Consider the following 24,700-nt stretch of genomic DNA (forward strand, 5'->3'; position numbering starts at 1 on the left):
AGTTACTATTACATACTGGAAATTAGCGTATTAGCGATTAGCATAGTTATGATTCCACCAAGTGCCGGAATGACCGTTCTGCGCACGATCATAAATGGGGAACACTCACCCGATTTACTGACGGCAATAATAATACCGGCTACAGGCGACATTGCGCGCCCCATCCCAGCCATCAGTTGCATCGGCAGAAGCATATGTACGGCGTTCATACCAAACTTTGTTGCAATAGACTGCGCCATACCGGCAAATGAAAAGAAGGCTGCAACCCCCGATCCTGTCAGTACAGCCGTTACCCCGACCAAACATGCCATTACAATCGTCATGCTGGTGAAACCAAAGCCAGCGTTATGTGTCGCATCGAGTAAATAATCCACTGCACCAATTTTTTGTAATCCCTGTGCGAAAATTTCGGCGCATACCAGTAATGAAACGATACTGGTAAACATACTCCCCATACCTTTAAAGAAGACTTGTACTCCCTTGCAGCACTCTTTAAAGTTTCGTTTTACACATAGCTCAAAAATAAAGGCGACAATAGTTCCGATAACCATTGCAGTCACGACATCGACTTTAATGGTATCAACAACCAACGGACTGAACACCAATACCAGAACGACAGGAAAAATGGGCAATAACCCGTAGAACTTAGGTGCTGGCGCGTCATCTTTTTCAGCAATCTCGGGAGGCATAGCACGTTGTGACGCAACAACATGTCCATCTTTTTTGTCAAAATATTTCGCCGTAAAATAGATTAATATAGAAACGACAACCATCACCGCCGCAGCTACCGGCATCTGATAATGAGCAAAATACAGTGCTGTTTCCATGCCAGCATATTCAGCAGCTAAGTTCGCGGTGCCAACGGCCGGCCCAAGATCCATAAAGGCACACATGCCAATCATAGCCGCGGCAGCAGCCTTACTTACCCCAAGCCGAACCAAGACCGGGAAAAATGTCACCAGCAATAACATTGCAAGGCCCGCAGCACTGGAGATGGCAACATGGAGCAATTGCGCAAAAATGTAGCCGATGGCAAGGATCAGGTAAGGTGCTTTTAAAGCCTCCAGCGGCCTAATGCAGACGTCAACCATGGCCTTTGAAGCTTTAATATGATCCATATAGCTGGCGAAACCACCGGCCGCCATAATAATCAAACCGATCCCTGCTACCTGCGTTGATAATGAACCTTTTACAAAAGCAAATATATCAATCCAGACAGACCCTGTGGATTTTGCATTTCCATATAAGATACTTTTTTCAGGGTAGAAAATAGCTGTAATTGTTAACAAGGAAAGCCCCGCTAACAGCAAAATAGTTTGCGGCTGGTAATTCTTGATAATTAACCAAGCCGCAACGACAGTAATAACTATCGTAATAATAAAAGCACTCATGGATATGTCCTGTTATTTATTCGTCAAGATATTAATAATCCATATAGCCACAGTGGTTACATGAGGATAACAAACAATAATGTCGTTGAGTGAGCATGATGTATTTAGCTAAAATTTTGCCCCATCATCAGAATTAATATCGTTAAGCATCATTCCAGCAACCAGTGCGGTTCTGGTAACGATATTTTCGGGTAATATATGCTCATGGAGCGCATGGATACCGGCTCCTGTCGCACCAAGGCCATCTAATGTAGGAATACCTAACGCCGCGGTGAAGTTTCCATCACTACCACCTCCAGCCGATTTCGCGGTAATCGTAATGCCCAGTATTTCCGCAATCTTTTGCGCTTTTTCAAATAGCTGTTCGGAAGCTGAAGAACGTTCCATCGGTGGGCGAGTTTGCCCTCCTTCAATCCTGAGTTGGCTACCCTGCAAATGAGGTGTCAAACGGGTGATAGCATCATGGATCCGTGCAGCTTCTGACTGATTTTCCACTCTGGTATCAATTTCTAATTCGGCATAATCCGCGACGACATTGACCCTACTGCCACCCCGTACAATACCAACGTTAACGGTGGTACCGCGCTCAGGATCATTCAACTCTCGCAATTTGAGGATCTGAAAAGCCATTTCCTCAATAGCACTAACCCCCTCACCAGGATTATTGCCTGCATGCGCAGCAAGACCTGTGATAGCAATGCGGTAGCGGCCAGTGCCTTTACGGGCAATTTTTAAATCACCATGAGTTGTCGCCGGTTCAACAACCAATACTTGCTCAGATCCTGTAGCATTACGGATAATCCATTCCTTCGAACTTGGACTTCCGAGTTCTTCATCACTATTGCACAGGAAAACAATGCGCTTACCGCCGAGCTGCCCGCTCTCTTTTAACGCACGAACTGCCCAGATAGATTGAATCATCCCGGCTTTCATATCGAGGATCCCCGGGCCATACCATTTCCCCTCTTCTTCGCGAAGTGAGAGTACCCCTTTATCCCAGACCGTATCAAAATGCCCCAAAATTGTGGTTTGCGGGCCCTCTTTTCCCAGAACAAATTTTAACTGGTTACCGTAATGTGTCTGTTTTTCAGTTTCAGCCTGTATACCCAGACGCTTTTCGAAAATAGCTTTTAAAACGTCACCACAGTGGTCAACAGCAGCTTTATCCGTTGAAGGAGACTCAGCCAGTACCAAATCGCTGATATCTTCCATGATAAGGTCAGTATGTTTCTGTAAGTAATTAACAACGCTCTTCATTGCCACACTCTCCGTATAGGTATTTAGCATTAGTATGTAATGAATCCCGGTTGAAAAAGAATCAGGCTTCTATGCTATTATTGTTGCCTTCAGGTCAACAATAATGGCAAAAACATGACATTGAGCACCTATCCAGAAAAAGCGATCCGTTATCTATATATGGTCGGATTGTACGGTGGGATCCGCAGAGCCGCCGACATCCTTGGCTTTAACCCTTCGGTTGTCAGTCGCCAAATCTCTCTTCTGGAAAGAACAATACAGCTGCCATTGTTGGAGAAAAGAGGACGTAACGTTGTCCTCACCGAGGCGGGAAGATTACTGGCTGATGACTACGCCATTACTCAACAAAAACGCAATGAACTTGAGCGGCAACTCAGCGATATGCGCCATATGCGTGGAGGGACCGTTACGCTGCGCGTTGGACAAGGAATGGTCCAGGAAATCATTACCCACGTCGTGAGCGATTTTGCCCAAATCTACCCGAATGTGTTTGTCGATATCACCTCTGGCAACATGGAAACGTCGATGGAACTCATTGCAAGAGGTGAAGTGGATATGGCCGTGGGATTTGGTCCCGTTGGGCAACCGGCACTTAAACGATATAGCTATAATCGGGGAGCCATTTGTGCCATTGTCAGGAAGGATCATGTTATTTCTGATTTAAAGAAAGTAACGCTTCAGGAACTTTCCCGGCATCGCCTGATTGCTATGCATGACAATTTTGGGCTTCAGCGATATCTCACTGCGATGTTTCGCGATGAAGCGATTATGTTCAGGCCATCCTACTGCTGTAATTTGTTTACCAGCGCAATAGCCCTGTGCCGTGCGGGACTGGGGATTGCTTTTATGACAGAACAAACCGCTAATGCAAATTCTTATCCTGGGGAATTGACGGCAATACCGATTGATCATCATATTGCCAGAGAGTGTCAGTGGCATGTATTGCGTAGCTCCGATCATCGTTTTACACCGGCTGCTCATTACTTATGGAAGTTGCTGTGTAATTATTTAAGTGACTCCAGCACGTAGAAATGTAAAAACATCACGCAGTTTAACAATCAGGTGTGACTCGCCCGACGCACAGCCTGAGTAAATAGCATTCTGCAAAATTAACAAAATACAATCATTTCAAAACTCAAAAAAAACATATAAATCATTACGATAAACAATTACTGGGACAGTTAATAGCGGGTTATAGCAGCTATTAATGTGTCCCTTTTTATGTCCCTGCTCCTAAAGATGCCCCCAAAATCACGCCTCAAGTGGGGTAAAACCACTCCAAAACCACACAGGTTATTCAAGCCTCTCATCATCCGTACTTATGGCCTTCAACTATTCAAATTTCACGTGAAAAACAGTACCTCCTCATACGACTGCTCAGAGCCAGGAGCGGACATCGCAAACGCAACAACGACGAATCCGTCAGTCCACAATAAAGAGTTTTGCTCCTGTCTCCGTTCTGGACTGATGTGGTTCTGCGTTATCACCAACCTGATAACTCATCCCCGCAGTTAAAGTGAATTTGCGGCCATCTGCGAGCAGTGTTTCGAGTTCTCCCTCCAGGCATAAAAGGACATGACCTTTACTGCACCAATGATCCGCAAGGTAGCCTGGGGTATATTCAACCATTCGCACACGGATTTGGTTCGGCTTGTGGCCAAAAAATTGTGTGCGCCAGTAGGCTATGCCTGTTTCCCCTGGATGTTCTGTTTTTTCGACTTCACCCCAGTTGGTGGTACCAAAAGCAAATGCTTCGATATTCATTTTATGACCTTCCGTCGTTAAGAATGATTTCTTGAGCTCAGGTTAGAATGAATTAACATAAGAAAAAATAATTATACATCAACACTTTATTTTCCATATGTAGTGACGAAGTTGAACCTGATTCAAGTTATATACCAATTTGAAGTGCTACATTAATGAAAATCCGCTGGTGTCGGTAACGACCGCTGTTCGCTCACAGCAGACCTTCTGTCCGCAAAACCTCGAGTTATTTCTCTTTCCTGTAACTGGAAAGGCGGTGCTCAAGGTTGGTCCGAACCTGCGGCCACTCATCATCAATTATGCTGTACCGTATGGAAGTACGTTTTCGACCATCAGGCATAATTCGTTCATTTCTGATGATGCTTTCCTGGATCGCACCAATACGGAGAATGGCAGCCTGCGAGCGCTCATTCAATACATCAGTCGTAAACTGAACGCGAACACACTTCAGTTGCTCAAAGGCGTACCGCAGCAATAACAGTTTACTCTCGGTATTTGCAGCTGTTTTTTGCCAGCTTTGTGAATACCAGGTATGACCAATTTCGAGCTTTCGGTTTTCTCTATCAATCTTCCAGAAACGTGTTGATCCAATGACACGTTGATCGGACAAAAGCGTTACAGCAAACGGCATGACTGTGCCTTCGATCTGCCCCTTGAGGGCTTTCTGAATGTACAAATCTGCGGTATCAGCAGACGGAACTACCGTAAATGGCAGAGACCAGAGTTCCCCATCCGCTGCCGCATCAATCAATAGCTGAGCATCTGTCTCAAGCAGAGGACGGAGCGTGACAAGAGATCCTTGCAATGTAGGCGTCATATTTGTGACCTCACAATTATTTTGTGTCGATGGATTGAGCTGCATAATCCTGTACTGAATGAATTACTATGCCCCGTTTGCATTGAATAATCGACTCATCAAGAGTCGATTATCTGCTCACTGCTCATGATGGTAACTTGTCCACTCCGTGCCAGTAATGGACTTCCCTCTTTTGTAAAACAACGATGTTGAAACGAAACCGTTTCATGATAAATCTATAAATGTAATGAGGCGATTAAAAGAGGGCTGAAACAGTTAACCTTGACCTCAACACCAAACGCGCAAACTTTCTACGAAAAGCATGGTTTTATGTTTATCAAGGAATCGACATCCCCATCAAGACTTGCCCAAACAGATCTGCGTTGTATGGATATGTCCATCGCATTATCAGCCGGAGTTTTCTTTTGCTCTTGGCAGGAGAACTCACCAACGGAAATCTAATCGCTATGAGTTCAGTACGGCAGCTTCGAAGTCTTGGGCGGATAACTTCTGTGTTCAAACTCACCCACCCCTTTGTGATACGATATTTGCTTTAGATTGTCACATGGGATCAGATTTTGAATTCATACATTTTCCTTGCCGGGGCCATCGTAGCTGAAGTCATAGGTACAACCCTGATGAAGTTCTCTGACGGATTCACACGCCTATGGCCATCTGTAGCAACTATTGTGTGCTACTGCACGGCCTTTTATCTTCTCTCCCAAACTCTGTCGACCATTCCAACGGGTATTGCGTACGCAATTTGGTCAGGTGCTGGAATCGTATTAATCAGTCTTTTGGGCTGGTTGGTAAGTGGGCAAAAGCTAGATTTTCCGGCGATCGCAGGTATGCTTCTTATTTGTGCTGGGGTTCTGGTTATTAATATTTTTTCAAAATCCTCCCCACATTGATCCTCTTATCTTGATCGAGTAGGAAAAGTGCATATGAAAATACCAATACTCCATACGGAACGCTTGCTGTTAAAACCATTAGAAGCCAAAGATGCCTCGCAGATTCAGGTGCTTTATCCCCGCTGGGAGATAGTTCGTTATATGGTCTCCTCAGTACCCTGGCCCTATCCTGATAACGGTGCGGAGAATTACGTCAATAACGTTGCCCTGCCTGATATGGATAAAGGGATTGCGTGGATCTGGACTATCAGACTCCGTGAGGCCCCTGACGTTCTCATAGGTTTAATTTGCCTTTATGACGTTGAGGATAATAACCGTGGATTTTGGTTAGCTCCGGAATATCAGGGGCAGGGTTTTATGCGTGAAGCCAGTAATGTCGCTACGGATTACTGGTTTAATACGTTAAATAAGACGGTATTGCGTGCGCCGAAAGCCTCTCTCAATATCCGTTCCAAACGTATTTCAGACAGTAGCGGCATGCGGCTTATCAAAACGGAAAAGAAAGAGTATGTCAGCGGTTTGCTGGATTCTGAACTTTGGGAAATCACGCGCGACGAATGGAACGCTCGTCAGGTTGGTTAAAATAAATTATGGAATGTCCATAACCGAACCGCAGAGAATTTCTATTTTTGCCCTGCACCAATGGCAAGTTTATTAAAACTACAGTTGCGATCATAATAAATAGATACGCAGCGAAGCCTGTCACTCGCGGGCAACATGAGTAATGCTATCTTATTTGAGGATTCTGGCATGGCCCCCTTTCATCAACTGACTGCCACCAGTTTGCATGGCCAGCCCATCTGTATGGCCGACTACGCTGGCAAACTGGTTCTGGTGGTTAATACCGCCAGCCATTGTGGTTTCACTCCACAATATGCAGGCCTCGAAGCGCTCTACAAGAAGTACGCCGCGCAGGGTCTGGTGGTGCTTGGTTTTCCCTGCAACCAGTTCGGTAACCAGGAGCCCGGTGGAGCCGACGAAATCGCGCAAACCTGTCACATCAACTACGGTGTAAGCTTCCCGATGTTTGAGAAAGTGGAAGTCAACGGTGCCGCTACGCACCCGGTATTTCGTTACCTGAAAGACGAATTACCTGGCGTGCTGGGTAGTCGGATCAAGTGGAATTTTACTAAGTTCCTGATCGGGCGTGACGGCAAGCCGCTTAAGCGATTTGCCCCCTTCACTACCCCAGAGAAAATTGAAACCACTATCCTTACAGCGCTTAAAGTCTGAGCACCTCTGTAATTCAAACCGCCCCTGGTATGCCCCAGTTCGCTGTCTGAATAAAAAACACGCTGCAAAATCAACAAAATATAATCAACTTGCTTAATTACTCTGCAATCGCGTGAGATCAGGAAGAAAAATGCTATTTCCCTCTTGCCTCATTCGGTCTGTGCCGCTAATATTCGTCCCCGTTGTCACCTACAACGTTGCGTTCATAGCTCAGTTGGTTAGAGCACCACCTTGACATGGTGGGGGTCGTTGGTTCGAGTCCAATTGAACGCACCATTTTGCGTCCGTAGCTCAGTTGGTTAGAGCACCACCTTGACATGGTGGGGGTCGGTGGTTCGAGTCCACTCGGACGCACCAAATCATATCCCTTTGATTTGGTGCTATTTCACTTCAAAACTATCTTTTTATCTTCAGTTTGTATCCGTCAGTTTTATCATTTCCTTTGATGATTCAATAGCACTGCGCTAAATCATTCTAAATTCCATGCTCAACGCGTATCATTCATCTTCTTCGCATAATGTCATTCGCCAGAGATCGGATACCATGCCCTCTTCCATATTCCTGTTAGCCGCAGGCAGTTTGCGCCCTGCATTTACGCCACTGATAAGCCAGTTCACGCGCATGAGTGGAATAGACGTTAAGGTTGAATATGGTCCGGCCGGTTTATTGCGTGAACGTATTGAAGCGGGAGAACCGTGTGCGCTCTTTGCCTCGGCCAACAGGGAACATCCGCAAAACCTGTTAGCACGTAATAAAGCCGTCTCTACGCACACTTTTTGCTGGAACAAACTGAGCCTTGTCAGCAACCGAACCGGTGTCTGGCTGGATTTACTCCACGACCCAACGCTGCGACCTGGTACATCAACGCCCGGCTGCGACCCTTCCGGAGACTATACCTGGGCATTTTTCGACAATATGGATGTACTGGAACCAGGACTCGGGCAACAGCTTCGGACACGCGCAATCCCGCTGGTGGGTGGTCGTGATACGGTAAAAATCCCGCAAGGAGAACTGGCGAGCGCCTGGATCCTGCGCCAGGGACTGGCCGATCTGTTTATCGGTTACGCGCATTACGCACACGCGCTGCGCGCAATGCCCGACGTACATTACGTGGCTATTCCCGATGAGCACAATATTCGCTGCGAATACCAACTGGCGGTGCTTGATGCATCCAATGAAGTCATGGCGCTGGTTGAATTCATACTCTCCCGCGGCGGGCAGGAATTTCTTAGCGCCGCAGGATTCTTAACGCTTAACGACGAATAGAAAACAACGGTGCGATAAACGGCGTCTGGTAGTTCTCCACGCTGAGTTTTCTCAGCGTTAAGCCATAGGCCAGGAATAAATTCTCCTCCGTCACAATGCTGTTCGTGGGCCCTGCCCGCCATTTTCCTTCAGGGAGTAGCAGCAAAGTATGGGAAGCAACCTGTAACGCATGAAGCGGATCGTGGGTCGAAAAGAGAATGCTGCATCCCTGTTGATGGGCCAGATCGCTGATGAGCTGCAGCACCACCTGCTGATTGGCGAGATCCAGCGCGGAACACGGTTCATCCAGTAACAGCGTTTGACACTCTGTCACCAAAGCCCGGGCAATCATCACCAACTGTTGCTGCCCGCCAGAAAGTGAGCCAAATGAGCTGGAGGCGAGATACGCGATATTCAACTGCTCTAACGCCTGCATTGCTCTTTTTTGATCCTGCGGACTGGGTTGCGCAAACAGCTTCACGTGCTGTGCTCGCCCCATCAGCACCACGTCACTGACCGTGTACGGAAACGGCAGATGGCTATGCTGTGCCACAATCCCTATCCCACCGTTATTTTCAATACTCCCGCCTAAAGCAGGCAACGTGCCGGTTAATGTATCGAGCAGTGTACTTTTACCCAAGCCGTTGCGTCCCAGCACGGCCCAGATCTCACCTTTCTGGCAACAGAACGTTAGCGGCTCAAATAGCGGCGTACGATACCCATAAGTAAGCTGATTTACACGCAGTGCGGCAGGTATCATGATTTCTCCCGACGGCTGGTACGAATGAGTAAGAAAGCAAACAACGGCGCGCCGAACAATGCGGTAATAATCCCCAACGGTATCTCCGCGTGCATCAGGGTGCGAGCAATATCGTCCACCACAATCATAAATCCGCCCCCCAACCAGAAGGCGCACGGTAGTAAACGACGATGATCAACCCCCACCAGCAAACGCGCCAGATGCGGAATCACTAATCCAACCCAGGCAATACTGCCGCTGACCGCCACCTGAGCAGCGACCAAAAATGCGCAGCACACCAAAACGCTGCGTCGCAGAGGAACCACCGCCACACCCAGTGCTCTGGCATCTTTGTCATTGAGCGACAACAGGTTTATCCGCCAGCGTAGCTGGTACAAAACCGTCGCGGCGATACCGACCGGGACCGCCAACAGCAGCACTTTATGCCAGTTGGCCGTCGCGAAGCTGCCCAGTAGCCAGAACACAATATTAGGTAACGTCTCTTCGGTATCAGCCTGATACTGGATCAGGCTCACCAGCGCGGCAAAAAAACCGCTCAAAATGATACCCGACAGGATCAATACCAGCGTATTCTCCAGCCCCTGTAACGCAGCAATGGCATACACCAGGATCAACGCTGTCAGACCAAAGAAAAACGTTGATCCCATCATCAGCCAGGGCGAAAGACCGAGCAGGATGGCCAGTGTTCCACCAAAGGCCGCCCCCGACGTCACGCCGATAATATGCGGGTCGACCAGAGGGTTATGAAATACCCCTTGCAGCGTCGCGCCGCATAACCCAAGCGCGCCCCCCGCCAGCAGTGCCATCAGAATACGCGGTAGCCTGACCGTCCAGATAACCTGGCTGCCTATTCCCTCAGCGTCGCTATAGTGCGTCAGGTGGTAAAACACTTCGCTTAACGACAGCGGATACTGTCCGAGGCATAGCGAACTGACGCCCAGCAACAGGACCACAACGATTAAGAGCGGTTGCTGGGGCAAAATACGGTTACTTAGCTGCATCAGGCTGCCAGTTCACACGATAAAAACGTTGATAGTAGTCCTGGGCCTGCGCATCAACGTCCACGTTTTTATAGGCATCCGGATACAGTTTTTTGGCCATCCAAAGTTCACCGATCGCCAACGCTTCCGGCATCGGATAGCCCCAGGCTTTGGCATATTCAGGCATCAACCAGACGCGATGATTTTTCACCGCATCAATCCCCTGCCAGTTCGGATCGTTTTGGATCTCAGTTACCACCTGCGGATAGCGATCCTGGACAAAAATCACCTGCGGGTTCCACGCTAATACCTGCTCCAGCGCAACCTGACGGGCACCTTTCACACTGGCAGCCGCCACATTTAATCCCCCCGCGTGCTGCATCATCAGTCCCGTGTACTTCCCGGAGCCGTAAGTCATCAGATCGGGGTTAGCCATATAAATACGGACTTTTTGTGCATCCGGGATTTTTGCAACCGGCGCATTGAATTTTGCCCGCGCGGCAAAAACGTAGTCGATTAACGTTTCGGCCTGCGGTTTGCACCCAACCACGTCCGCAATCAGGCGAATACCCTGCTTCAACCCTTCGTTGTAGACCTGCTCTTCATCGGCCATGGTCGGGTTCATTTTATTCTGTTGCCCGGTGGCATCCTTGCGTAATGAGATAGCCACGACCGGAATACCGGCGTTCTGAATCTGCTGGATCATTTCCGCGGGCGCATAGTTGGCGACAAAAACCACCTGCGGATGAATCGCCAACAGGCTTTCGATGTTCACGCTGGTGAGATCGCCTGGCGTCGGCAATGTAGTAATCGTCGGCATAAAGCGCGCAAATTCAGGCCCGAGCTGCTTTTTCCAGCTCGACATCACACCAACAATGTCCTGCTGGGCATTGAGCTGGACCAGAATATTCAACGTCTGGTGTTGCAGCACGACCACTTTGTCCACGTGGTCAGGAATCGTGACCTGTCGACCAAGCTGATCGGTGATCGTTCGGTCGGCCTGAGCAGAAAACGCAAACAACATGCTGGCGCAAACCAGCACAAAAGAGCGGAAAGTTAACATGGGATACCATATGAATAGAGGAGTAAAAACGATATGTATTAAATTATATAACGAGAGGCCTGGCAAACCATTTTCATCATGAGCGCACCAAACCCCACATTTCAGAGGGGTAAAAATGGCGTGCAATCCTTATCACGCCTGTCTTTATACGTGAGCGCTACTCCTGTGGGGGTAACGCGTTTAAAACTCGCATCGCCTGCTCCTGAGTGAGCGAATAATCGAAGAACTGGCGATAAAAATCTCGCGTTACGCTGACCATATCCAGGCCGCTAAACAATGCCGGATGCAGTTTCGATGCAGCCCACTGTAGCTGCAACGCGCTTTCAGTGCCGTAGCGATCCCAGGGGAACACGCCCGCCGGATTGCGCCAGACGTTACCCTGTTTCACTGCGTTAAGTTCTTTGAACAATGCTGCGTATGGCGAACTGGCGATATCACCACACCCCGCACCGAGAATAATGACCTGCGGTTGCCAGTAGAGCACCCTCTCGGGCGACACCTCTTTCATGTTGCCGTCAACTTCACCTGCCGCATTCCGTCCACCCGCCAGCGTAATCCAGGTATCGATCAACGTGTTCCTGCCGTCGACTTTAAGCGGATTTAGCGATTGAATATGAAGTACCCGAGGGCGCTGATTTTCCGCCAGCTCCGCAGTTTTAGCCTGCACATCCGCGAGTACACGGTTGAGATACTGATTGTAAGCCGTTGCACGGACGCGAGCCTGCTCGGTACCCAGAACCTCTGCGGTCGTAGTGACCGATTTTTCCATCGAAGCATAGTCAGTAAATGCCATTTCAAGGGCCGGAATACCCGCCTGACTGTAGCTTTGAGCATCCCCTTTTCCTTTTGCCACAAACACGACGTCGACGTGCCGGGCCAGCAAATCCTCGCTATTAAATGATGTTCCTCGTATCTGTAAGGCTTGTCTCAGAGAAGGATTGATTTTGAACATCCATGGCTGGTTTTCCTCATGGTTGACCGTCGCAACAATGTTACGACCAGCACCCAGCGTCATCAGCACCGAATGATGGGCAAACCACCCATCCGCGATACGTTCAACATGCGCGGGAACGGTAACTGTGTGGCCAGCATCATCCACAACCTGGCGTGTTGCCAGGGCAGGAAACGCCAGCCACACACAAAGCAGCCATGTGTGGCACGTTTTCATAAGCAACCCCTAAAAATCAACCTGAACAGAAAACTGAGCCTGGCGCGGTGCGCCAAGTTGAGCGCTGGCAGCCCCTGCGCCGGTGTAACCAGTCAATGCGCCCGGAACAATATTGGTCCAATAGTGACGGTCGGTGAGATTGGTGATATCAAACCGGAAAGTGGTTGATGTGTTCCACAGTCTGGTGGCATAACGCGTACCGATGTCCACCGTGGTGTAACTCCCGACCCAGCTGTCGTTGGCATTATCGGTAGCCCGACGTCCGACGTAATGCACGTTCGTGTCGATATCCAGTCCCGGAACCCGTTCGATGGTGTAGATTGCGAGGATATTCGAGGCGAAGCGCGGCAAACCAACAACTTGCTTACCATCCGCATTGCTGGCCGCGGTATTATGAAGCGTTGGATCAAGCCAGGCTCCGCCGCCTAACACGCGCAAATTACGGGTGATATGCCCATCAGCCATCAGTTCCAGCCCACGGTTTTTCTGCGTACCATCCTGAGCAAAATCGCCATTGTCGTTGGTATAGGCAAAGGGGCGTTTGGCTTCAAAAAGCGCAGCGGTGAGCAGCAGATCTTTTACTGGCGCATATTTTGCGCCCACCTCCAGTTGATGGCTACGGTAGGGATCTAACACCTGCCCGGCATTGCGCGCCCCAGCGGGCGCGGTATCGCCCTGCTGCAAACTGTCCGCCCAGGTGGTATACAGCGTGACGTTCTCCACCGGTTTATACATCAGGCTGGTAGAACCGCTCATGCCATTGTCCTGCTGACGGCTGCTTTCATGTCCAGCTTTGTTGTAGTTACTGACGGTAAACAGGTTCTCGCTGCCGGAAAGCAGCAAACTCCACTGCGGGGAAAAATGCAGCGTATCGCTGAGCAAAAATGCATGTTGAGTGGTGGTCGCTGAATGATAGCGATCGTTAAAATCTGGATACGGTGGTCGTGGGTAGTCGGGATGTTGATCGAGGGAAGAATGCCCCAGAGTGAAAGTGCCGCCGTTTCTTGGATTATAGTTTTTCCACACAAATCCACGCATTCCGGTAGCAATATCCTGCGTCAGCCAGCCGGTATCAATGCTACCGGTCAGGTTCGCTAAATAACTGTTGATGGTAAACCGACTGGCCGCCGAATTAGAGGTTGTAGTGGTGTAATCGCCCCGGTTATCCGTCAGGGTGTTGGTCACGGCCGTCGACTCGCGGTCTGCAACCTGGTGCAGCGCCCCCAGATCCAGCATCCAGTTGCCGTCAAAATCATGCTTAATATGCATATCGACGGTAGTCGTTTCGTCATCATGACCCGCATAAGATTGACCATATTTACTGTCCGTAGGATCAAATGCCGCGGGAAAGTGAACGCCTTTCGCCAGGGCAAAGCTACCCGGCATGCCTTTTTCGTAATAATGGTAATAGCTGAAATTACTCTCCAGCACCGTTTGATCTGTCAGTTGAAAGTCCAGCCCCAAGCCAGCGTACTGTCGACGGACATGGCTATCGGTGGTGTAGCTATGGCCCTCATCGTTCAGCAAGTTGAGGCGATATTTCACCCGGTCTCCCGCATCGATTGGGCCGCTGAAATCCATCGATGCCAACGTTCCCGACCCTGTACCTTGCCCTACTGTGACACGATGCAACGGTGTATCGACAGGTCGTTTAGACACCAAATTAAACATCCCTGCTGGATTAGCAGGGCCATACAGCGATCCAGCGATGCCGCTCAACACCTCAATGTTCTGGAACTGTTCGGTCGAATATTCCGTCGTGGAGACGGCGTTCAGGCCATCAATCATATGGTTTTGTACCACGCTCCCCTGCATGCCGCGGGTTTGTGGGCGGACGCCGTCACCCTGAACGGACGGTAGGTAGCGATAGGCGTCTTTCACATCTTTGATTTGTTGCTGATCCAGCACTTTTTTCGACAACGTCTGCACCGACCAGGGAACGTCTATCAACTCTCGCTCGCCGAGGCTACCTAACGTGACTTTTTTTTCGCTCGCCGGAGGTTCATGTTCCGATAACGAGGATTGTGACGTGGCTGGCGCCGAAACGATGACGGTATCTTCAGCATGAGCCGTGACGGCGGTGGAAAAACAGGCAAAGGTTAACAACCCAGAGGCCACTGGGGTAAATTTGTTATTTAACATTCGTTAATTCAATTCGTTAGATAGGAAGACTGGAGGCCGCTAACGCAAGCGCCTTCTCTTGAAGAGTACAGTTATTATATTTGTATGATGAATAGAATAGATCCAATCGATATATATGTAAATATATAACGGCATGTGGTTGGTAAATCCACGGCAACAAAAAAGCCGACGGTGATGACGACCGTCGGCTTTGGGTAAATGACAACTAACGAATTACTTGGTTGCTGCTTTGATAATATCGAGCGCCTTAGCGAACTGATCCTGCGGAATTGTCAGCGGGTAAAGGAAACGAATAACGTTGCCATACTGACCGCAGGTCAGTAGCAGCAATCCTTGCTCAAGGGCTTTCTTCTGCACGCGTTGTGCGGCGGCAGCGTTGGGTTCTCCTGTCGCTGCATCACAGAATTCAGCAGCAATCATAGAGCCTAAACCTCGCACTTCGGCCAGTTCAGGACACCCTGCTTGCGCGTCTGTCAGAGCGGCGCGCAGCTGTTCGCCGAGAGCCGCCGCACGCTGGCATAGCTGCTCATCACGAATGATATCCAGCACCGCATGGGCCGCTGCGATCGACAGCGGGTTTCCGGCGTAGGTTCCCCCCAGACCACCCGGCGCAGGCGCATCCATAATTTCGGCTTTGCCCACGACGCCTGACAGCGGCATGCCGCCCGCAAGGCTTTTCGCCATGGTCATCAGGTCCGCTTTATCGGCGTAATGATCCATCGCAAACAGCTGACCCGTACGGGCAAACCCGCTTTGTACTTCATCAGCGATCATCACGATGCCATGCTCGTCGCAAATACGGCGGATGGCAGCCACAAATTCTGGCGGTGCCACCACGAAGCCTCCTTCGCCCTGGACGGGTTCGAAAATAATCGCCGCAACCTGGGTTGGATCGATATCGGCTTTAAACAGACGCTCAATCGCTTTTAGGGAATCCGCCGTGGAAATACCCTGCAATTCAGAAGGATACGGCGCATGGTAAACAGAGCCAGGGAACGGGCCGAAACCTTTTTTATAGGGTGCCACCTTGCCGGTTAACGCCATCGTCATGTAAGTTCGCCCATGAAAACCACCGCCAAATGCGATAACGCCAGGACGGCCGGTATGCGCGCGCGCAATTTTCACCGCGTTTTCTACCGCTTCAGCCCCGGTAGTGAAGAATGTGGTTTTACGCTTGCCGTCGATTGGCGCAACGGCGTTGATTTTCTCAGCTAAAGACACATAGCTTTCGTACGGGACAATCTGATAAGCCGTATGGGTAAAAGCCTGAAGTTGCGCTTCGACTGCCTGCACCAGGCGAGGATGGCGGTGTCCGGTGTTCAGCACGGCGATCCCGGCGGCAAAATCGATGTACTGATTGCCTTCGATATCGGTAATCGTGCTGTTTTCTGCCGACTGGGCATAAAAATCACACATCACACCCACGCCACGCGGGGTGGCATCCAGACGACGTTGTTGCAGGTTTTTATTGTTCATTCTCTACACCTTGTCCATTAATACATTTCGGTTGAATTACCCTTTAAATTTAGACGCCGTCTGGTACTTTAATCGAGAGCCAAATCGTTTTATTTTAAGGATCCAAATGCGTTCACTTGCCGGAGATGTGATCAAGCATGCATTTAATCAGCAGACTGACGAAAAACTACATCGCCGCCTGTATGCCGCCATTTGTAGTTGCATCCTCGAAGGTAGCCTGAAACCGGCTACCCGAATGCCTCCGTCGCGTGACCTGGCAGGAGAGCTGACGCTATCGCGCAATACCGTCCTGCGGGTGTACGAACAGTTGCAAGCTGAAGGGTATATTTCCGCGCGCACCAGCAGCGGCACATTTGTGACCGACAGCGTGCTGGACAATCTCGACCTGCGTCCTGAAAAAGAGCCTGTTGCTGCCGCTCTGGAAGATCACACCCGCTTATCCGACCGCTGCCTTGAGCTGCTGGGTCATGCCAGCGCCAGTCCCCGTCAGTGGGGGGCATTTATTCCAGGCGTACCTGATGTAGAGCATTTCCCCCACCGGGTGCTCAAGAAAATTCAGGACAGGCTGGCAAGACGACTGCGCCCGGAGTATCTCACTTACGATGCCACAGGCGGCGTGAATGAGCTAAAAGAAGCACTGGCAGACTATCTGCGCACCGCTCGCGGCGTACGGTGCTCACCGGAGCAAATTCTGATTACTGAAGGTATTCACCAGGCCCTGGATCTGGTGACCCGGACTTTATGCAACCCCGGCGATCACGCCTGGATTGAGGAACCGGGCTACTGGGGAATCAAAAATATTCTGCGCATCAATGCCGTTAATTTTTCGGCTATCCCGGTTGATGAACAAGGCATGGTCCCGCCGGATGCAGGTGAAACACCGCCAAAACTTATTTTTGTGACACCGTCACATCAATACCCGCTCGGTTCGGTAATGAGTCTGAGCCGCCGCCGGCAACTTCTCTTTCGCGCACGTGAAACGCGAAGTTGGATAGTGGAAGATGATTACGACAGTGAGTTCCGCTTTTCCGGCCAGCCGATTCCCTCTTTGCAGGGGCTGGAAGAAGAGACACCGGTCATTTACATCGGGACATTCAGTAAGACACTCTATCCCGCACTGCGACTCGGGTATGTCGTGCTACCTAAATCGTTAGCCGCTCCGCTGAAAAAGGTTCATAACGACCTCTATCGTGGTGGGCATCTGTTGATTCAGGCCGCACTGGCGGAGTTTATTCGCGAGGGTTATTACGCGGCACACATTCGGAAAATGCGTCAGCTATACAGTCGTCGTCGCCAGATGCTGGTAGAGCTTATCAGCCGCCAGCTTGGTGAACATTTTCTTGGTTCTTTCAGCAGCAACGCCGGACTGCATATGATCTTACAGCTACCCACCGGGAGCGATGATGCGGTCATTGCCCAACAGGCGAATGCGCAAGGGTTGTTGGTGCGCCCACTGTCACGCTACTACGTGAATGAAGAGAAACGCAGCGGCCTGTTGCTGGGATTTGCCAGTATAGAAGAAAATGAAATGACGGCGGCGTTTACCCGACTCGCGGATATTATCAGGGTAAACACCGTGTAAGCACTGCCGGATGACGGTGCAAGCACCTTCTCCGGCATACTGTTTAATGTGACGCTTTTTTAACGCCAGCCAGGTCTTCCTGGCTTACTTCGCTATTCCCTTCACCCCAACTTTTACGCACGTAGTTGATCACGTCGCGCATTTCGTTATCGCTTAACAAGCCACCGTAGGCAGGCATCTTAAAGGAGACGCTGCCACGCGTTGTCGGTGTTTCTGCGCCGTGAGCAATCACTCTGAACAGCGGTGTCGGGTCATCAACCATCACCAGTGGATTGTTAACTAAAGAAGGCGCGTTATCATCCGTACCTTTCCCTTCCAGACCGTGACAAGTTGAACAGTAGCGGTTATAGGTCACTTTGCCCGCCTCAGGTGAATTCGACCAGGATGCTGTAGTCGCCGCAGCACGTACCGTTTCAGGCTTCGCACTTTTCAGGCTCAACAGATATTGGGCGATCGCCGTGGCATCTTCGTCGGTCAGATACTGTGTACTCTGCGTGACGACTTCAGCCATCGAACCTGAAACCGCGGCATGCTTGCTTTTACCGGTCAGCAACAGCGATTTTAACTCCTGCTCAGACATACCGGTGCCGCGCAGCGACGGTGCATACCAGCCGTCAATCATCGCGCCGCTCAGGTATTCGGCATCAGCATTAGTATACGCTTTTTCGTTCATCGCCATGCCTCTCGGGGTATGGCATGAACCGCAGTGTCCGGGGCCTTCCACCAGATAAGCACCTCGTTTTACCAGGGCAGCATTATCATCCGTTTTCGCGCCCTCTACAGCCGTCACTGGCGCGTCGGTAAACAGCCAGTTCCAGATATGCAGCGGCCAGCGGGCGGAGAGTAGCCACGGAATGGCATTCTCTTTATTGGGCTGTGCTGACGGCGTGACGTCATGCATAAAATAGCTATACAGCGCCTTAACATCCTCGTCAGAAAGTTTCGCATAGGAGGGATAAGGCATAGCCGGATAGAGCGGATGACCATCTTTGGCGATCCCCTGCCGTACGGCCTTTTCAAAATCCTCGTAAGAATAATTTCCAATACCCTGCGTTTTGTCCGGGGTAATATTGGTCGAATAAATATCCCCCACCGGAGTAGGAAACTTTTTGCCCCCCGCCATCGCCGCACCACCTTCAGCGGTGTGACAGGCGACGCAGTCTGAAATTCGCGCGATGTATTCACCGTTAGATTCAGCAGCGGAAACCGAAGCGGTAAATAAACAGGCGGCGAGAATGGTTACATTACGCATAGATCACCCCATATCCTTGAGTTCATTAACCGCACGCCATGCCTGATCGATTGCCGTGTGGGCATAAGCACTCCAGTCAGAATCAGAGTTAGCGATGGCAATGCGACCGACTGGCTTACGCGCCCGTTCGATAATTTCTGGCATCTTATCCATATCATCGAACAGCGAGTTGGCGTAGTACGCATAGCCATGCGCCCAGCGGTTAACCGTAATGGCGGAAATATCGCGTTGATTATCAAATCCGGTTGAGCCAAACATCTCCTGCAACTGGGAGCGAATCATCTCCTCATGCGCCGCAAAGGTGGTCCCCAGCAAATAGGCTCGTCCCAGACGGAACTGCTCTCTGGCCGACAGGTTACTGCCCGGATAGGTCGGCACATAGACCATATGAATGACCATCGGATCGTCCGGGGAGGCCGGATGTTGATACCCACCAATACTGACCGGATAGTCGAGCTTAACCCTGCTATAAGGTGCCGCCGGAGAATAAAACTCATGTACGCCAAGCTGTTTGAACGCCTGCCAGTTTTTGACCACCACGTTGGTGTACACCAGCGGTGCCTTCACGTTCAGTTTAAGATCCGCCTGCTGCTGTTCCGGCATCTCAGGCACCAGATACGGGATCATCATGTTATAGCCTGCCATGATGGTGTTCTTACCGCGCACACGGTGCATTTTACCGTCACGCAGATAGGTCACCGCCACGCCATCCTGCACGTTGGCCGCATTAATCACCGTGCTGTTCAGGCGCAGGCGCGTGGTGTTTTCCGGCAGATCCAGCTTTTCGTAATGTAGTCTGGCGAGGACAGAGTCTTCCATCGTGTTGCCCGATAGCGCATCCGGCAGCATATATCTGACTAACAGGCGGGCTAACCCGGCGTTACCGTCCGGGAAGTGGTAAACATACGGCTCTTCGAGGTCGGCCAGTGACTCACCGTCCAACGGCGGTAACCCCATCCCTTCCATGCCGGGTAAGGCGCACGCACGGGCATCGCTACAGGAAATACCTTCAATACCAATAGCAAAGAAGTCGTTGGAACGCTGCTGGAAATAGAGCAGCGCCATTTTGCTCAAACCAACTTTTGTTGCCAAAAATTCACTGTAGCTGTGGGTATCCAGCCATTCCATTTTCTCATCGACCGTCATCCCCGGCAGGTAATCACCGGGCCGGACGTGCAGGTCGATCAGCGCTTTTCTGTCGTTCTCACTTAGCGGAAAATCATTGATAAAGTCTTCAATTTTACGCCCATTGAGCCTGTCCGGCGGAATATCATCAGATACCGCGCGTCCCGGATCGCCGCTGACGATTTTTGTTTCGCCAAAATTCTTCTTATCGAAGAAAACGCCGCGACTGAGCTGCCAGTCGGGGTAGAAGTTTACGTCAAAACTCTCTTTTAACCGCGTGACGCTGACGCCCACGGTTTCCATCAACTTTTGTACTTCAGGGCTGAAATTATGCGCAGGTGACTGGAATGCTTCGCTGCCACCATAACCGAGTAATTTCTTACCCGAGCTGGTAAATTCATTACGTTTGGCATGTCCACCAAAGTCGTCATGGTTATCGAGGATCAGGATCCGGCTATTTTGCCCGGCAACTTGACGCCAAAAACAACCGGCAGCTAACCCGCTAATCCCGCCACCCACAATCACCAGATCGTACTCTTCCTCAACGGGCAGAGCGTTTAAATCAAAATGTTTATGCTCGCGGCCTAGCGCATGCGCCATTTCAAACGATCCAGGATGATTACCCCGCAGCCCCGTCAGCGCAGGAGGATAATAATTTCCATCTATAAATGCGTTTCCCTTTCCTGCCGCCCTGACCCACTCCAGCGGGGTAAGTCCCGCCGCAATAGTCACCGCGACGCCGTTGAGAAAATCACGTCTGGTAATTGCCATTAACTTTTTTCCTTATTGCTACACACTGCCTTTAATACGACACAAATAAGAGAGATACCCCTTCTTATTTATAAAGGGGTACAACCGACTACTTCACTGGCTTTAACTCTTCATCCAGTTTTTTAGAATCATAATAATCACCCTGCCAGGTGATTTTTCCTGCTTTAACATGAATATAGCTGACGCCTTCAAATTTGATCGGATTATTTGTCGGCGGACTCCCTGCCCATTCACCACTATTTTTGCCTGAAAATTCCCAACGAAAGGCCACGGTATCTTCGTCGTAGACGGGTTTTCCAACCATTTTCCAGCTAAGATCTGGAACCGCCTTAATAAAAGCGCCGATAACCTCTTTTTCTGCTTTTTCCCTGCCGTTTATCGGTTCCCCTGCGGCGGCATCATAATAGACCGCATCATCAGCAAGAAATTGAGCGGCTCGCGAAGCATCATGCGCATTCCACGCCGCCATATACTCTTTTACGGTATTCAGCGATGTACTTTCTGCCAGGCTATAGCCCGAGAACATCACTAATGAAAGCACCGCGATTTTTAATGTTTTCATCGTAATCCTCTCTATTCAGAAATGTCGCACATGATATGTTTCACCCGAGTGTATTCCTCGAGTGAATAAGATGAGAGATCTTTGCCGTACCCCGATTTTTTGAACCCGCCGTGCGGCATTTCGGCACACAGAGGAATGTGATTGTTAATCCACACCGTGCCAAAATCGAGGTCAATGCTGAAGCGTTGGGCGCGACCATGGTTACTGGTCCAGACGCTTGCGGCAAGACCATACTCCACATCATTCGCTTTGTGTAGTACCTCTTCGTCAGTAGAAAACGACTGAATAGTCATTAGCGGGCCAAATACTTCATGCTGAATAGCTTCATCATTTTGATGCAAACCGGAGACGATCGTCGGCTCAAAATAGAAGCCTGGACCAGATCCTGCGCGCCCACCGGTTTCAATTTTTGCATGTGCCGGTAAACGCTCAATAAAGCCTTTCACCTGCTCCAGCTGATTCCGGCTATTCAATGCGCCGTACAGTGCATTTTGATCTTCTGGCGGCCCATATTTGATACTTTTTGTTTTCTGGATCAGTTTTTCCAGAAACTCTGCGTAGATGGATTGCTCTACCAGAATCCGCGTTGCCGCTGTGCAATCCTGCCCGGCATTGAAAAAGCCTGCTGTGGTAATCGTCGCAATCGCCTTGTCCATATCCGCATCGGCGAACACGATTGCGGGCGCTTTCCCGCCCAATTCCAGGTGTGCTCGGGTCAGATTTGCCGCCGCCGAAGCCGCAACCTGCAAACCCGCACGGACCGAACCGGTAATCGAGACCAGTGAGGCTTTCGGGTTTGAAACCACCAGCGAACCAGTGCTGGCTTTGCCCAACACAACGTTAAACGCCCCTCTCGGGAACAATGGTGCGGCCAGTTCAGCCAACAGCAGCGTACTGACTGGCGTGGTGTCGCTTGGTTTTAACACCACCGTGTTGCCTGCCGCCAGCGCTGGTGCAATCTTCCACACCGCCATCATGAACGGGTAGTTCCACGGCGTCACTTGCCCAACAATACCCAGCGGTTCACGACGAATGGTTGAAGTAAATCCTGCGGAATATTCTCCGGCCGCCTTTCCTTCAAGACAGCGCGCCGCTCCGGCAAAAAAGCGGATGGCATCGCAAGATGCCGCGATCTCCTCTTTCTCAATAAAATGGCGAAGCTGACCGGTTTCCTGACTCTGCGCGGTTACCAGTCGCTCAACGTTACGTTCAATCTCATCGGCCAGCCGCAATAACGCCTTTTGCCGCTGTGCCGGCGTCGATTTTCTCCAGATGCTAAACGCCGCCTCCGCCGCTGAGTAAGCCTGCTCTACCTCCGCCTCGTTAGCGTTGGGAGATATTGCGTACGTTTCACCGTCAACCGGACTCACCAGTTCGAAGCTATCTTCGCTACTGCCTGCTACATAGTGCCCATTAATAAAATGCTTCAGGGTTTTCATGTTTGTCTCCTGCCAATTAATACATAAAGAATCTTATGTAATATATATATTGTAAAATTTTTTCAAATGCGCAACATTGACACTATGATAAGCCTCGCATTTTTAACTTAATCTTCACATTTGCAGGATGAGGCTTTTTATTGCCAGCTGACGCGTTACGCCCAGCTCATCATAAGGTTATCGGGACACACATCCGCTTGTGCAGTGACGTTGCGCCCAGGCATGTAAAATAACTCGGCCATTCTTACCTTCCTTGCCCGACGGGCATGTGTTAAAAATGGTCGTTGTTTCAGGGAATTGAGTACAGAAAAGATTATGATTACTCACGCGGTCATATTTGCGCCTATCGGGCAGGTCAGTCGTTCAGACCAGATAGTCCAACGCCTTTCAAATGCCATTATCACGGGGTTGCTGGAGCCAAAAGAACAGCTCCCCAACGAAACTGATTTGGCAAAGATGATGGGTGTCTCACATATCACTATCAGGGAAGCGCTAAACACGCTTCGGGCTAATAATCTTATCCATACGGTTCGTGGTCGTAATGGCGGGAGTTTCGTTTGCGAATATATTGATGGCAAAAATAGCGCCCTGCATCCGTTCAAGGCGATCAGTACGGATTATCTGTCTGATCTGGGTGAAATGCATTGCGCCATTATTAGCCATAGCGCGAGGCTGGCTTCCCGACGGATGACCGGTGCGGATATCGCCAAATTTCGCGAGTTTGTCGAGGTGCTCAGAAAGGCAAACTCACCTGAGCTGATGACCCAGGCCGATATGCGTTGTCTGCTGGCGATTGCCGCCAGTTCGCATTCAGCGCGACTGGCCAATCAGGAGCTGCAGGTTCAGGCTGAATGGGCATCGCTGGTGGCGATACTTTATCGCACAGACAGTATTCATGCAGAAATTATCGCGCTTTATTCGGCGCTGGCCGATGCGCTGGCTGCTCACAACGAGGCAGAGTCAGTACAGTTTGCCACGCAGATCATCGACACGTTTACCTACTACCTTATTGAAAAAAAGCTGAAATATAACTCGAACTGACAATCAGTGAAGGCAGGACAGACAATGAGCTCTTCGACATCCCTAAGCGCATTAATTCGTAAAATTGATGACATTACTGTTTCTACCGTAGATTCTACCGTTGCGCTGGCGAGGAGCATCCATGAGGCGATTTCAGGGGTACAAAAGGCCTCAGCCGAGGTCGTTCTCGACCCCTCAGTCAGATCCACCGTTCAACAGCACATCAAGCGCACGCTCAATAACAACCATTACTGCTCAGGGGCAGGATTCGCCAGCCATATTGAGAGCACCGCAACCACAAAAGAGTACTGGTTGCTGGAGTGGTGGTATAAGAAAGATAATGGTTTAAGCCAGGCGCATCTGGATTTGGATCAGGCCACGCAACAACGACTGGATTTCAGAACCTTTGAGTGGTTTAAGCATTCTCCTCCGGCAGGCAAAGCCTATATCCACGGCCCCTACGTCGACTATATTTGCAATATCTCCTATACCCTAACGTCAGCCGTCCCGGTCTACTACAACAACCAGTTTCTCGGTGTTGCCGCGGTCGATCTGCTGGTCAGTCAGATAGAAGCCGAACTGCTTTCCTGTGCCCATCCTGACTATGTGATTCTGACTAATCTGGAAAACAGGATCATTTTCTCCAGTTGGCCACGTTTTCGCGTGGGTGAATTGCTGTCACCTGCAAACAGTACCGTGGTGTATCGGAGCGACTACTTTATCCTTTATCACTATCAAAACTAAGGGCCCGAAGGCCCTTAGT

The 24,700-nt window shown here is 50.1% G+C and carries 22 protein-coding genes and 2 tRNA genes; 10 read left to right on the forward strand and 14 right to left on the reverse strand.

Features of this window, described 5'->3' with window-relative positions:
• Positions 1–8: 8 nt before the first annotated feature.
• On the reverse strand, positions 9–1,391 hold the full coding sequence (gene dcuC, locus OGX83_RS07370) for a C4-dicarboxylate transporter DcuC (protein ID WP_286587674.1): 1,383 nt from the start codon (positions 1,389–1,391) through the stop codon (positions 9–11).
• A gap of 108 nt (positions 1,392–1,499) precedes the next feature.
• A complete protein-coding gene (locus tag OGX83_RS07375) occupies positions 1,500–2,648 on the reverse strand; it encodes a M20 family metallopeptidase (protein ID WP_111465698.1) in 1,149 nt (382 codons plus the stop codon).
• Between the two features lie 114 nt (positions 2,649–2,762).
• Between OGX83_RS07375 and OGX83_RS07380 the strand changes: the two genes are divergently transcribed.
• On the forward strand, positions 2,763–3,677 hold the full coding sequence (locus OGX83_RS07380) for a LysR family transcriptional regulator (protein ID WP_103014934.1): 915 nt from the start codon (positions 2,763–2,765) through the stop codon (positions 3,675–3,677).
• Between the two features lie 393 nt (positions 3,678–4,070).
• Here OGX83_RS07380 and OGX83_RS07385 read toward each other — a convergent pair whose 3' ends face one another.
• Together OGX83_RS07385 and OGX83_RS07390 are read right to left on the reverse strand one after the other, a co-directional pair.
• Positions 4,071–4,412: a DHCW motif cupin fold protein gene (locus OGX83_RS07385; protein ID WP_048226653.1), complete on the reverse strand. Its 342-nt coding sequence runs from the start codon at positions 4,410–4,412 to the stop codon at positions 4,071–4,073.
• Positions 4,413–4,638: 226 nt separating this feature from the next.
• Complete coding sequence (locus OGX83_RS07390) at positions 4,639–5,229, reverse strand: GNAT family N-acetyltransferase (RefSeq protein ID WP_048227035.1); 591 nt, start codon at positions 5,227–5,229, stop codon at positions 4,639–4,641.
• Between the two features lie 557 nt (positions 5,230–5,786).
• On the opposite strand from OGX83_RS07390, the gene OGX83_RS07395 reads away from it, so the two are divergent.
• The 6 genes from OGX83_RS07395 (at position 5,787) to OGX83_RS07420 (ending at position 8,618) form a co-directional block, all read left to right on the forward strand.
• Entirely contained in the window at positions 5,787–6,119 is a 333-nt protein-coding gene (locus OGX83_RS07395; RefSeq protein ID WP_063941528.1) for an EmrE family multidrug efflux SMR transporter, read from the forward strand.
• 33 nt (positions 6,120–6,152) lie between these two features.
• Positions 6,153–6,701 (forward strand): GNAT family N-acetyltransferase, encoded by a 549-nt coding sequence (locus tag OGX83_RS07400; protein ID WP_286587675.1) that lies wholly within the window; start codon positions 6,153–6,155, stop codon positions 6,699–6,701.
• Positions 6,702–6,869: 168 nt separating this feature from the next.
• Positions 6,870–7,352 (forward strand): glutathione peroxidase, encoded by a 483-nt coding sequence (locus tag OGX83_RS07405; protein WP_100272531.1) that lies wholly within the window; start codon positions 6,870–6,872, stop codon positions 7,350–7,352.
• Between the two features lie 199 nt (positions 7,353–7,551).
• Positions 7,552–7,628: transfer RNA gene (locus tag OGX83_RS07410), tRNA-Val, on the forward strand.
• A 4-nt stretch (positions 7,629–7,632) separates the two neighbouring features.
• Positions 7,633–7,709 (forward strand) — tRNA-Val (locus OGX83_RS07415).
• A 186-nt stretch (positions 7,710–7,895) separates the two neighbouring features.
• The gene (locus tag OGX83_RS07420; RefSeq protein ID WP_286587678.1) at positions 7,896–8,618 is read left to right on the forward strand and encodes a substrate-binding domain-containing protein; all 723 of its coding nucleotides are present in this window, start codon (positions 7,896–7,898) and stop codon (positions 8,616–8,618) included.
• Here OGX83_RS07420 and OGX83_RS07425 read toward each other — a convergent pair.
• From OGX83_RS07425 to puuE, 6 genes are all read right to left on the reverse strand, one after another.
• Positions 8,605–9,357: an ABC transporter ATP-binding protein gene (locus OGX83_RS07425; RefSeq protein ID WP_286587680.1), complete on the reverse strand. Its 753-nt coding sequence runs from the start codon at positions 9,355–9,357 to the stop codon at positions 8,605–8,607. The two genes, OGX83_RS07420 and OGX83_RS07425, sit on opposite strands and share 14 nt — an antisense overlap.
• Positions 9,354–10,358 (reverse strand): FecCD family ABC transporter permease, encoded by a 1,005-nt coding sequence (locus OGX83_RS07430; protein WP_003832715.1) that lies wholly within the window; start codon positions 10,356–10,358, stop codon positions 9,354–9,356. The genes OGX83_RS07425 and OGX83_RS07430 overlap by 4 nt, the downstream gene beginning before the upstream one ends.
• The gene (locus OGX83_RS07435; protein ID WP_286587684.1) at positions 10,345–11,400 is read right to left on the reverse strand and encodes an ABC transporter substrate-binding protein; all 1,056 of its coding nucleotides are present in this window, start codon (positions 11,398–11,400) and stop codon (positions 10,345–10,347) included. The genes OGX83_RS07430 and OGX83_RS07435 overlap by 14 nt, the downstream gene beginning before the upstream one ends.
• A gap of 157 nt (positions 11,401–11,557) precedes the next feature.
• Positions 11,558–12,568 carry an ABC transporter substrate-binding protein gene (locus OGX83_RS07440; RefSeq protein ID WP_079933958.1) on the reverse strand — a complete coding sequence of 337 codons (1,011 nt, stop codon included), beginning with the start codon at positions 12,566–12,568 and terminating at the stop codon, positions 11,558–11,560.
• 9 nt (positions 12,569–12,577) lie between these two features.
• The gene (locus OGX83_RS07445; protein WP_174770321.1) at positions 12,578–14,710 is read right to left on the reverse strand and encodes a TonB-dependent receptor; all 2,133 of its coding nucleotides are present in this window, start codon (positions 14,708–14,710) and stop codon (positions 12,578–12,580) included.
• A 213-nt stretch (positions 14,711–14,923) separates the two neighbouring features.
• Positions 14,924–16,186: a 4-aminobutyrate transaminase gene (puuE, locus tag OGX83_RS07450; protein WP_003832711.1), complete on the reverse strand. Its 1,263-nt coding sequence runs from the start codon at positions 16,184–16,186 to the stop codon at positions 14,924–14,926.
• A 106-nt stretch (positions 16,187–16,292) separates the two neighbouring features.
• Between puuE and pdxR the strand changes: the two genes are divergently transcribed.
• On the forward strand, positions 16,293–17,768 hold the full coding sequence (gene pdxR / locus OGX83_RS07455; protein ID WP_103285127.1) for a MocR-like pyridoxine biosynthesis transcription factor PdxR: 1,476 nt from the start codon (positions 16,293–16,295) through the stop codon (positions 17,766–17,768).
• Between the two features lie 43 nt (positions 17,769–17,811).
• Here pdxR and OGX83_RS07460 read toward each other — a convergent pair whose 3' ends face one another.
• The 4 genes from OGX83_RS07460 to OGX83_RS07475 all read right to left on the reverse strand — a co-directional run bounded on the left by OGX83_RS07460 (position 17,812) and on the right by OGX83_RS07475 (position 22,917).
• Positions 17,812–19,020, reverse strand: a complete 1,209-nt coding sequence (locus OGX83_RS07460) for a c-type cytochrome (protein ID WP_167819873.1) — start codon at positions 19,018–19,020, stop codon at positions 17,812–17,814.
• Between the two features lie 3 nt (positions 19,021–19,023).
• Positions 19,024–20,916, reverse strand: a complete 1,893-nt coding sequence (locus OGX83_RS07465) for an NAD(P)-binding protein (protein WP_286587690.1) — start codon at positions 20,914–20,916, stop codon at positions 19,024–19,026.
• Positions 20,917–21,004: 88 nt separating this feature from the next.
• Positions 21,005–21,478 (reverse strand): ester cyclase, encoded by a 474-nt coding sequence (locus OGX83_RS07470; RefSeq protein WP_032943249.1) that lies wholly within the window; start codon positions 21,476–21,478, stop codon positions 21,005–21,007.
• Positions 21,479–21,489: 11 nt separating this feature from the next.
• Positions 21,490–22,917, reverse strand: a complete 1,428-nt coding sequence (locus tag OGX83_RS07475) for a gamma-aminobutyraldehyde dehydrogenase (RefSeq protein ID WP_208744354.1) — start codon at positions 22,915–22,917, stop codon at positions 21,490–21,492.
• Positions 22,918–23,232: 315 nt separating this feature from the next.
• Here OGX83_RS07475 and OGX83_RS07480 point away from each other — a divergent pair, with 315 nt between their 5' ends.
• Together OGX83_RS07480 and OGX83_RS07485 are read left to right on the forward strand one after the other, a co-directional pair.
• The gene (locus OGX83_RS07480) at positions 23,233–23,958 is read left to right on the forward strand and encodes a FadR/GntR family transcriptional regulator (RefSeq protein ID WP_208744355.1); all 726 of its coding nucleotides are present in this window, start codon (positions 23,233–23,235) and stop codon (positions 23,956–23,958) included.
• Between the two features lie 24 nt (positions 23,959–23,982).
• The gene (locus OGX83_RS07485; RefSeq protein WP_103014626.1) at positions 23,983–24,681 is read left to right on the forward strand and encodes a cache domain-containing protein; all 699 of its coding nucleotides are present in this window, start codon (positions 23,983–23,985) and stop codon (positions 24,679–24,681) included.
• Positions 24,682–24,700 lie beyond the last annotated feature (19 nt).

It is taken from the genome of Citrobacter sp. Cpo074, from assembly GCF_030332745.1.
Lineage (GTDB): Bacteria > Pseudomonadota > Gammaproteobacteria > Enterobacterales > Enterobacteriaceae > Citrobacter > Citrobacter portucalensis.

What these genes read in the sequence shown, in the direction of transcription:
- OGX83_RS07470 (WP_032943249.1), bottom strand. Translation starts at nt 21,478, where the DNA reads ATGAAAACATTAAAAATCGCGGTGCTTTCATTAGTGATGTTCTCGGGC.
- OGX83_RS07385 (WP_048226653.1), bottom strand. Translation starts at nt 4,412, where the DNA reads ATGAATATCGAAGCATTTGCTTTTGGTACCACCAACTGGGGTGAAGTC.
- OGX83_RS07425 (WP_286587680.1), bottom strand. Translation starts at nt 9,357, where the DNA reads ATGATACCTGCCGCACTGCGTGTAAATCAGCTTACTTATGGGTATCGT.
- OGX83_RS07390 (WP_048227035.1), bottom strand. Translation starts at nt 5,229, where the DNA reads ATGACGCCTACATTGCAAGGATCTCTTGTCACGCTCCGTCCTCTGCTT.
- OGX83_RS07400 (WP_286587675.1), top strand. Translation starts at nt 6,153, where the DNA reads ATGAAAATACCAATACTCCATACGGAACGCTTGCTGTTAAAACCATTA.
- OGX83_RS07430 (WP_003832715.1), bottom strand. Translation starts at nt 10,358, where the DNA reads ATGCAGCTAAGTAACCGTATTTTGCCCCAGCAACCGCTCTTAATCGTT.
- OGX83_RS07465 (WP_286587690.1), bottom strand. Translation starts at nt 20,916, where the DNA reads ATGGCAATTACCAGACGTGATTTTCTCAACGGCGTCGCGGTGACTATT.
- dcuC (WP_286587674.1), bottom strand. Translation starts at nt 1,391, where the DNA reads ATGAGTGCTTTTATTATTACGATAGTTATTACTGTCGTTGCGGCTTGG.
- pdxR (WP_103285127.1), top strand. Translation starts at nt 16,293, where the DNA reads ATGCGTTCACTTGCCGGAGATGTGATCAAGCATGCATTTAATCAGCAG.
- OGX83_RS07375 (WP_111465698.1), bottom strand. Translation starts at nt 2,648, where the DNA reads ATGAAGAGCGTTGTTAATTACTTACAGAAACATACTGACCTTATCATG.
- OGX83_RS07475 (WP_208744354.1), bottom strand. Translation starts at nt 22,917, where the DNA reads ATGAAAACCCTGAAGCATTTTATTAATGGGCACTATGTAGCAGGCAGT.
- OGX83_RS07435 (WP_286587684.1), bottom strand. Translation starts at nt 11,400, where the DNA reads ATGTTAACTTTCCGCTCTTTTGTGCTGGTTTGCGCCAGCATGTTGTTT.
- OGX83_RS07380 (WP_103014934.1), top strand. Translation starts at nt 2,763, where the DNA reads ATGACATTGAGCACCTATCCAGAAAAAGCGATCCGTTATCTATATATG.
- OGX83_RS07440 (WP_079933958.1), bottom strand. Translation starts at nt 12,568, where the DNA reads ATGAAAACGTGCCACACATGGCTGCTTTGTGTGTGGCTGGCGTTTCCT.
- OGX83_RS07420 (WP_286587678.1), top strand. Translation starts at nt 7,896, where the DNA reads ATGCCCTCTTCCATATTCCTGTTAGCCGCAGGCAGTTTGCGCCCTGCA.
- puuE (WP_003832711.1), bottom strand. Translation starts at nt 16,186, where the DNA reads ATGAACAATAAAAACCTGCAACAACGTCGTCTGGATGCCACCCCGCGT.
- OGX83_RS07480 (WP_208744355.1), top strand. Translation starts at nt 23,233, where the DNA reads ATGATTACTCACGCGGTCATATTTGCGCCTATCGGGCAGGTCAGTCGT.
- OGX83_RS07460 (WP_167819873.1), bottom strand. Translation starts at nt 19,020, where the DNA reads ATGCGTAATGTAACCATTCTCGCCGCCTGTTTATTTACCGCTTCGGTT.
- OGX83_RS07405 (WP_100272531.1), top strand. Translation starts at nt 6,870, where the DNA reads ATGGCCCCCTTTCATCAACTGACTGCCACCAGTTTGCATGGCCAGCCC.
- OGX83_RS07485 (WP_103014626.1), top strand. Translation starts at nt 23,983, where the DNA reads ATGAGCTCTTCGACATCCCTAAGCGCATTAATTCGTAAAATTGATGAC.
- OGX83_RS07445 (WP_174770321.1), bottom strand. Translation starts at nt 14,710, where the DNA reads ATGTTAAATAACAAATTTACCCCAGTGGCCTCTGGGTTGTTAACCTTT.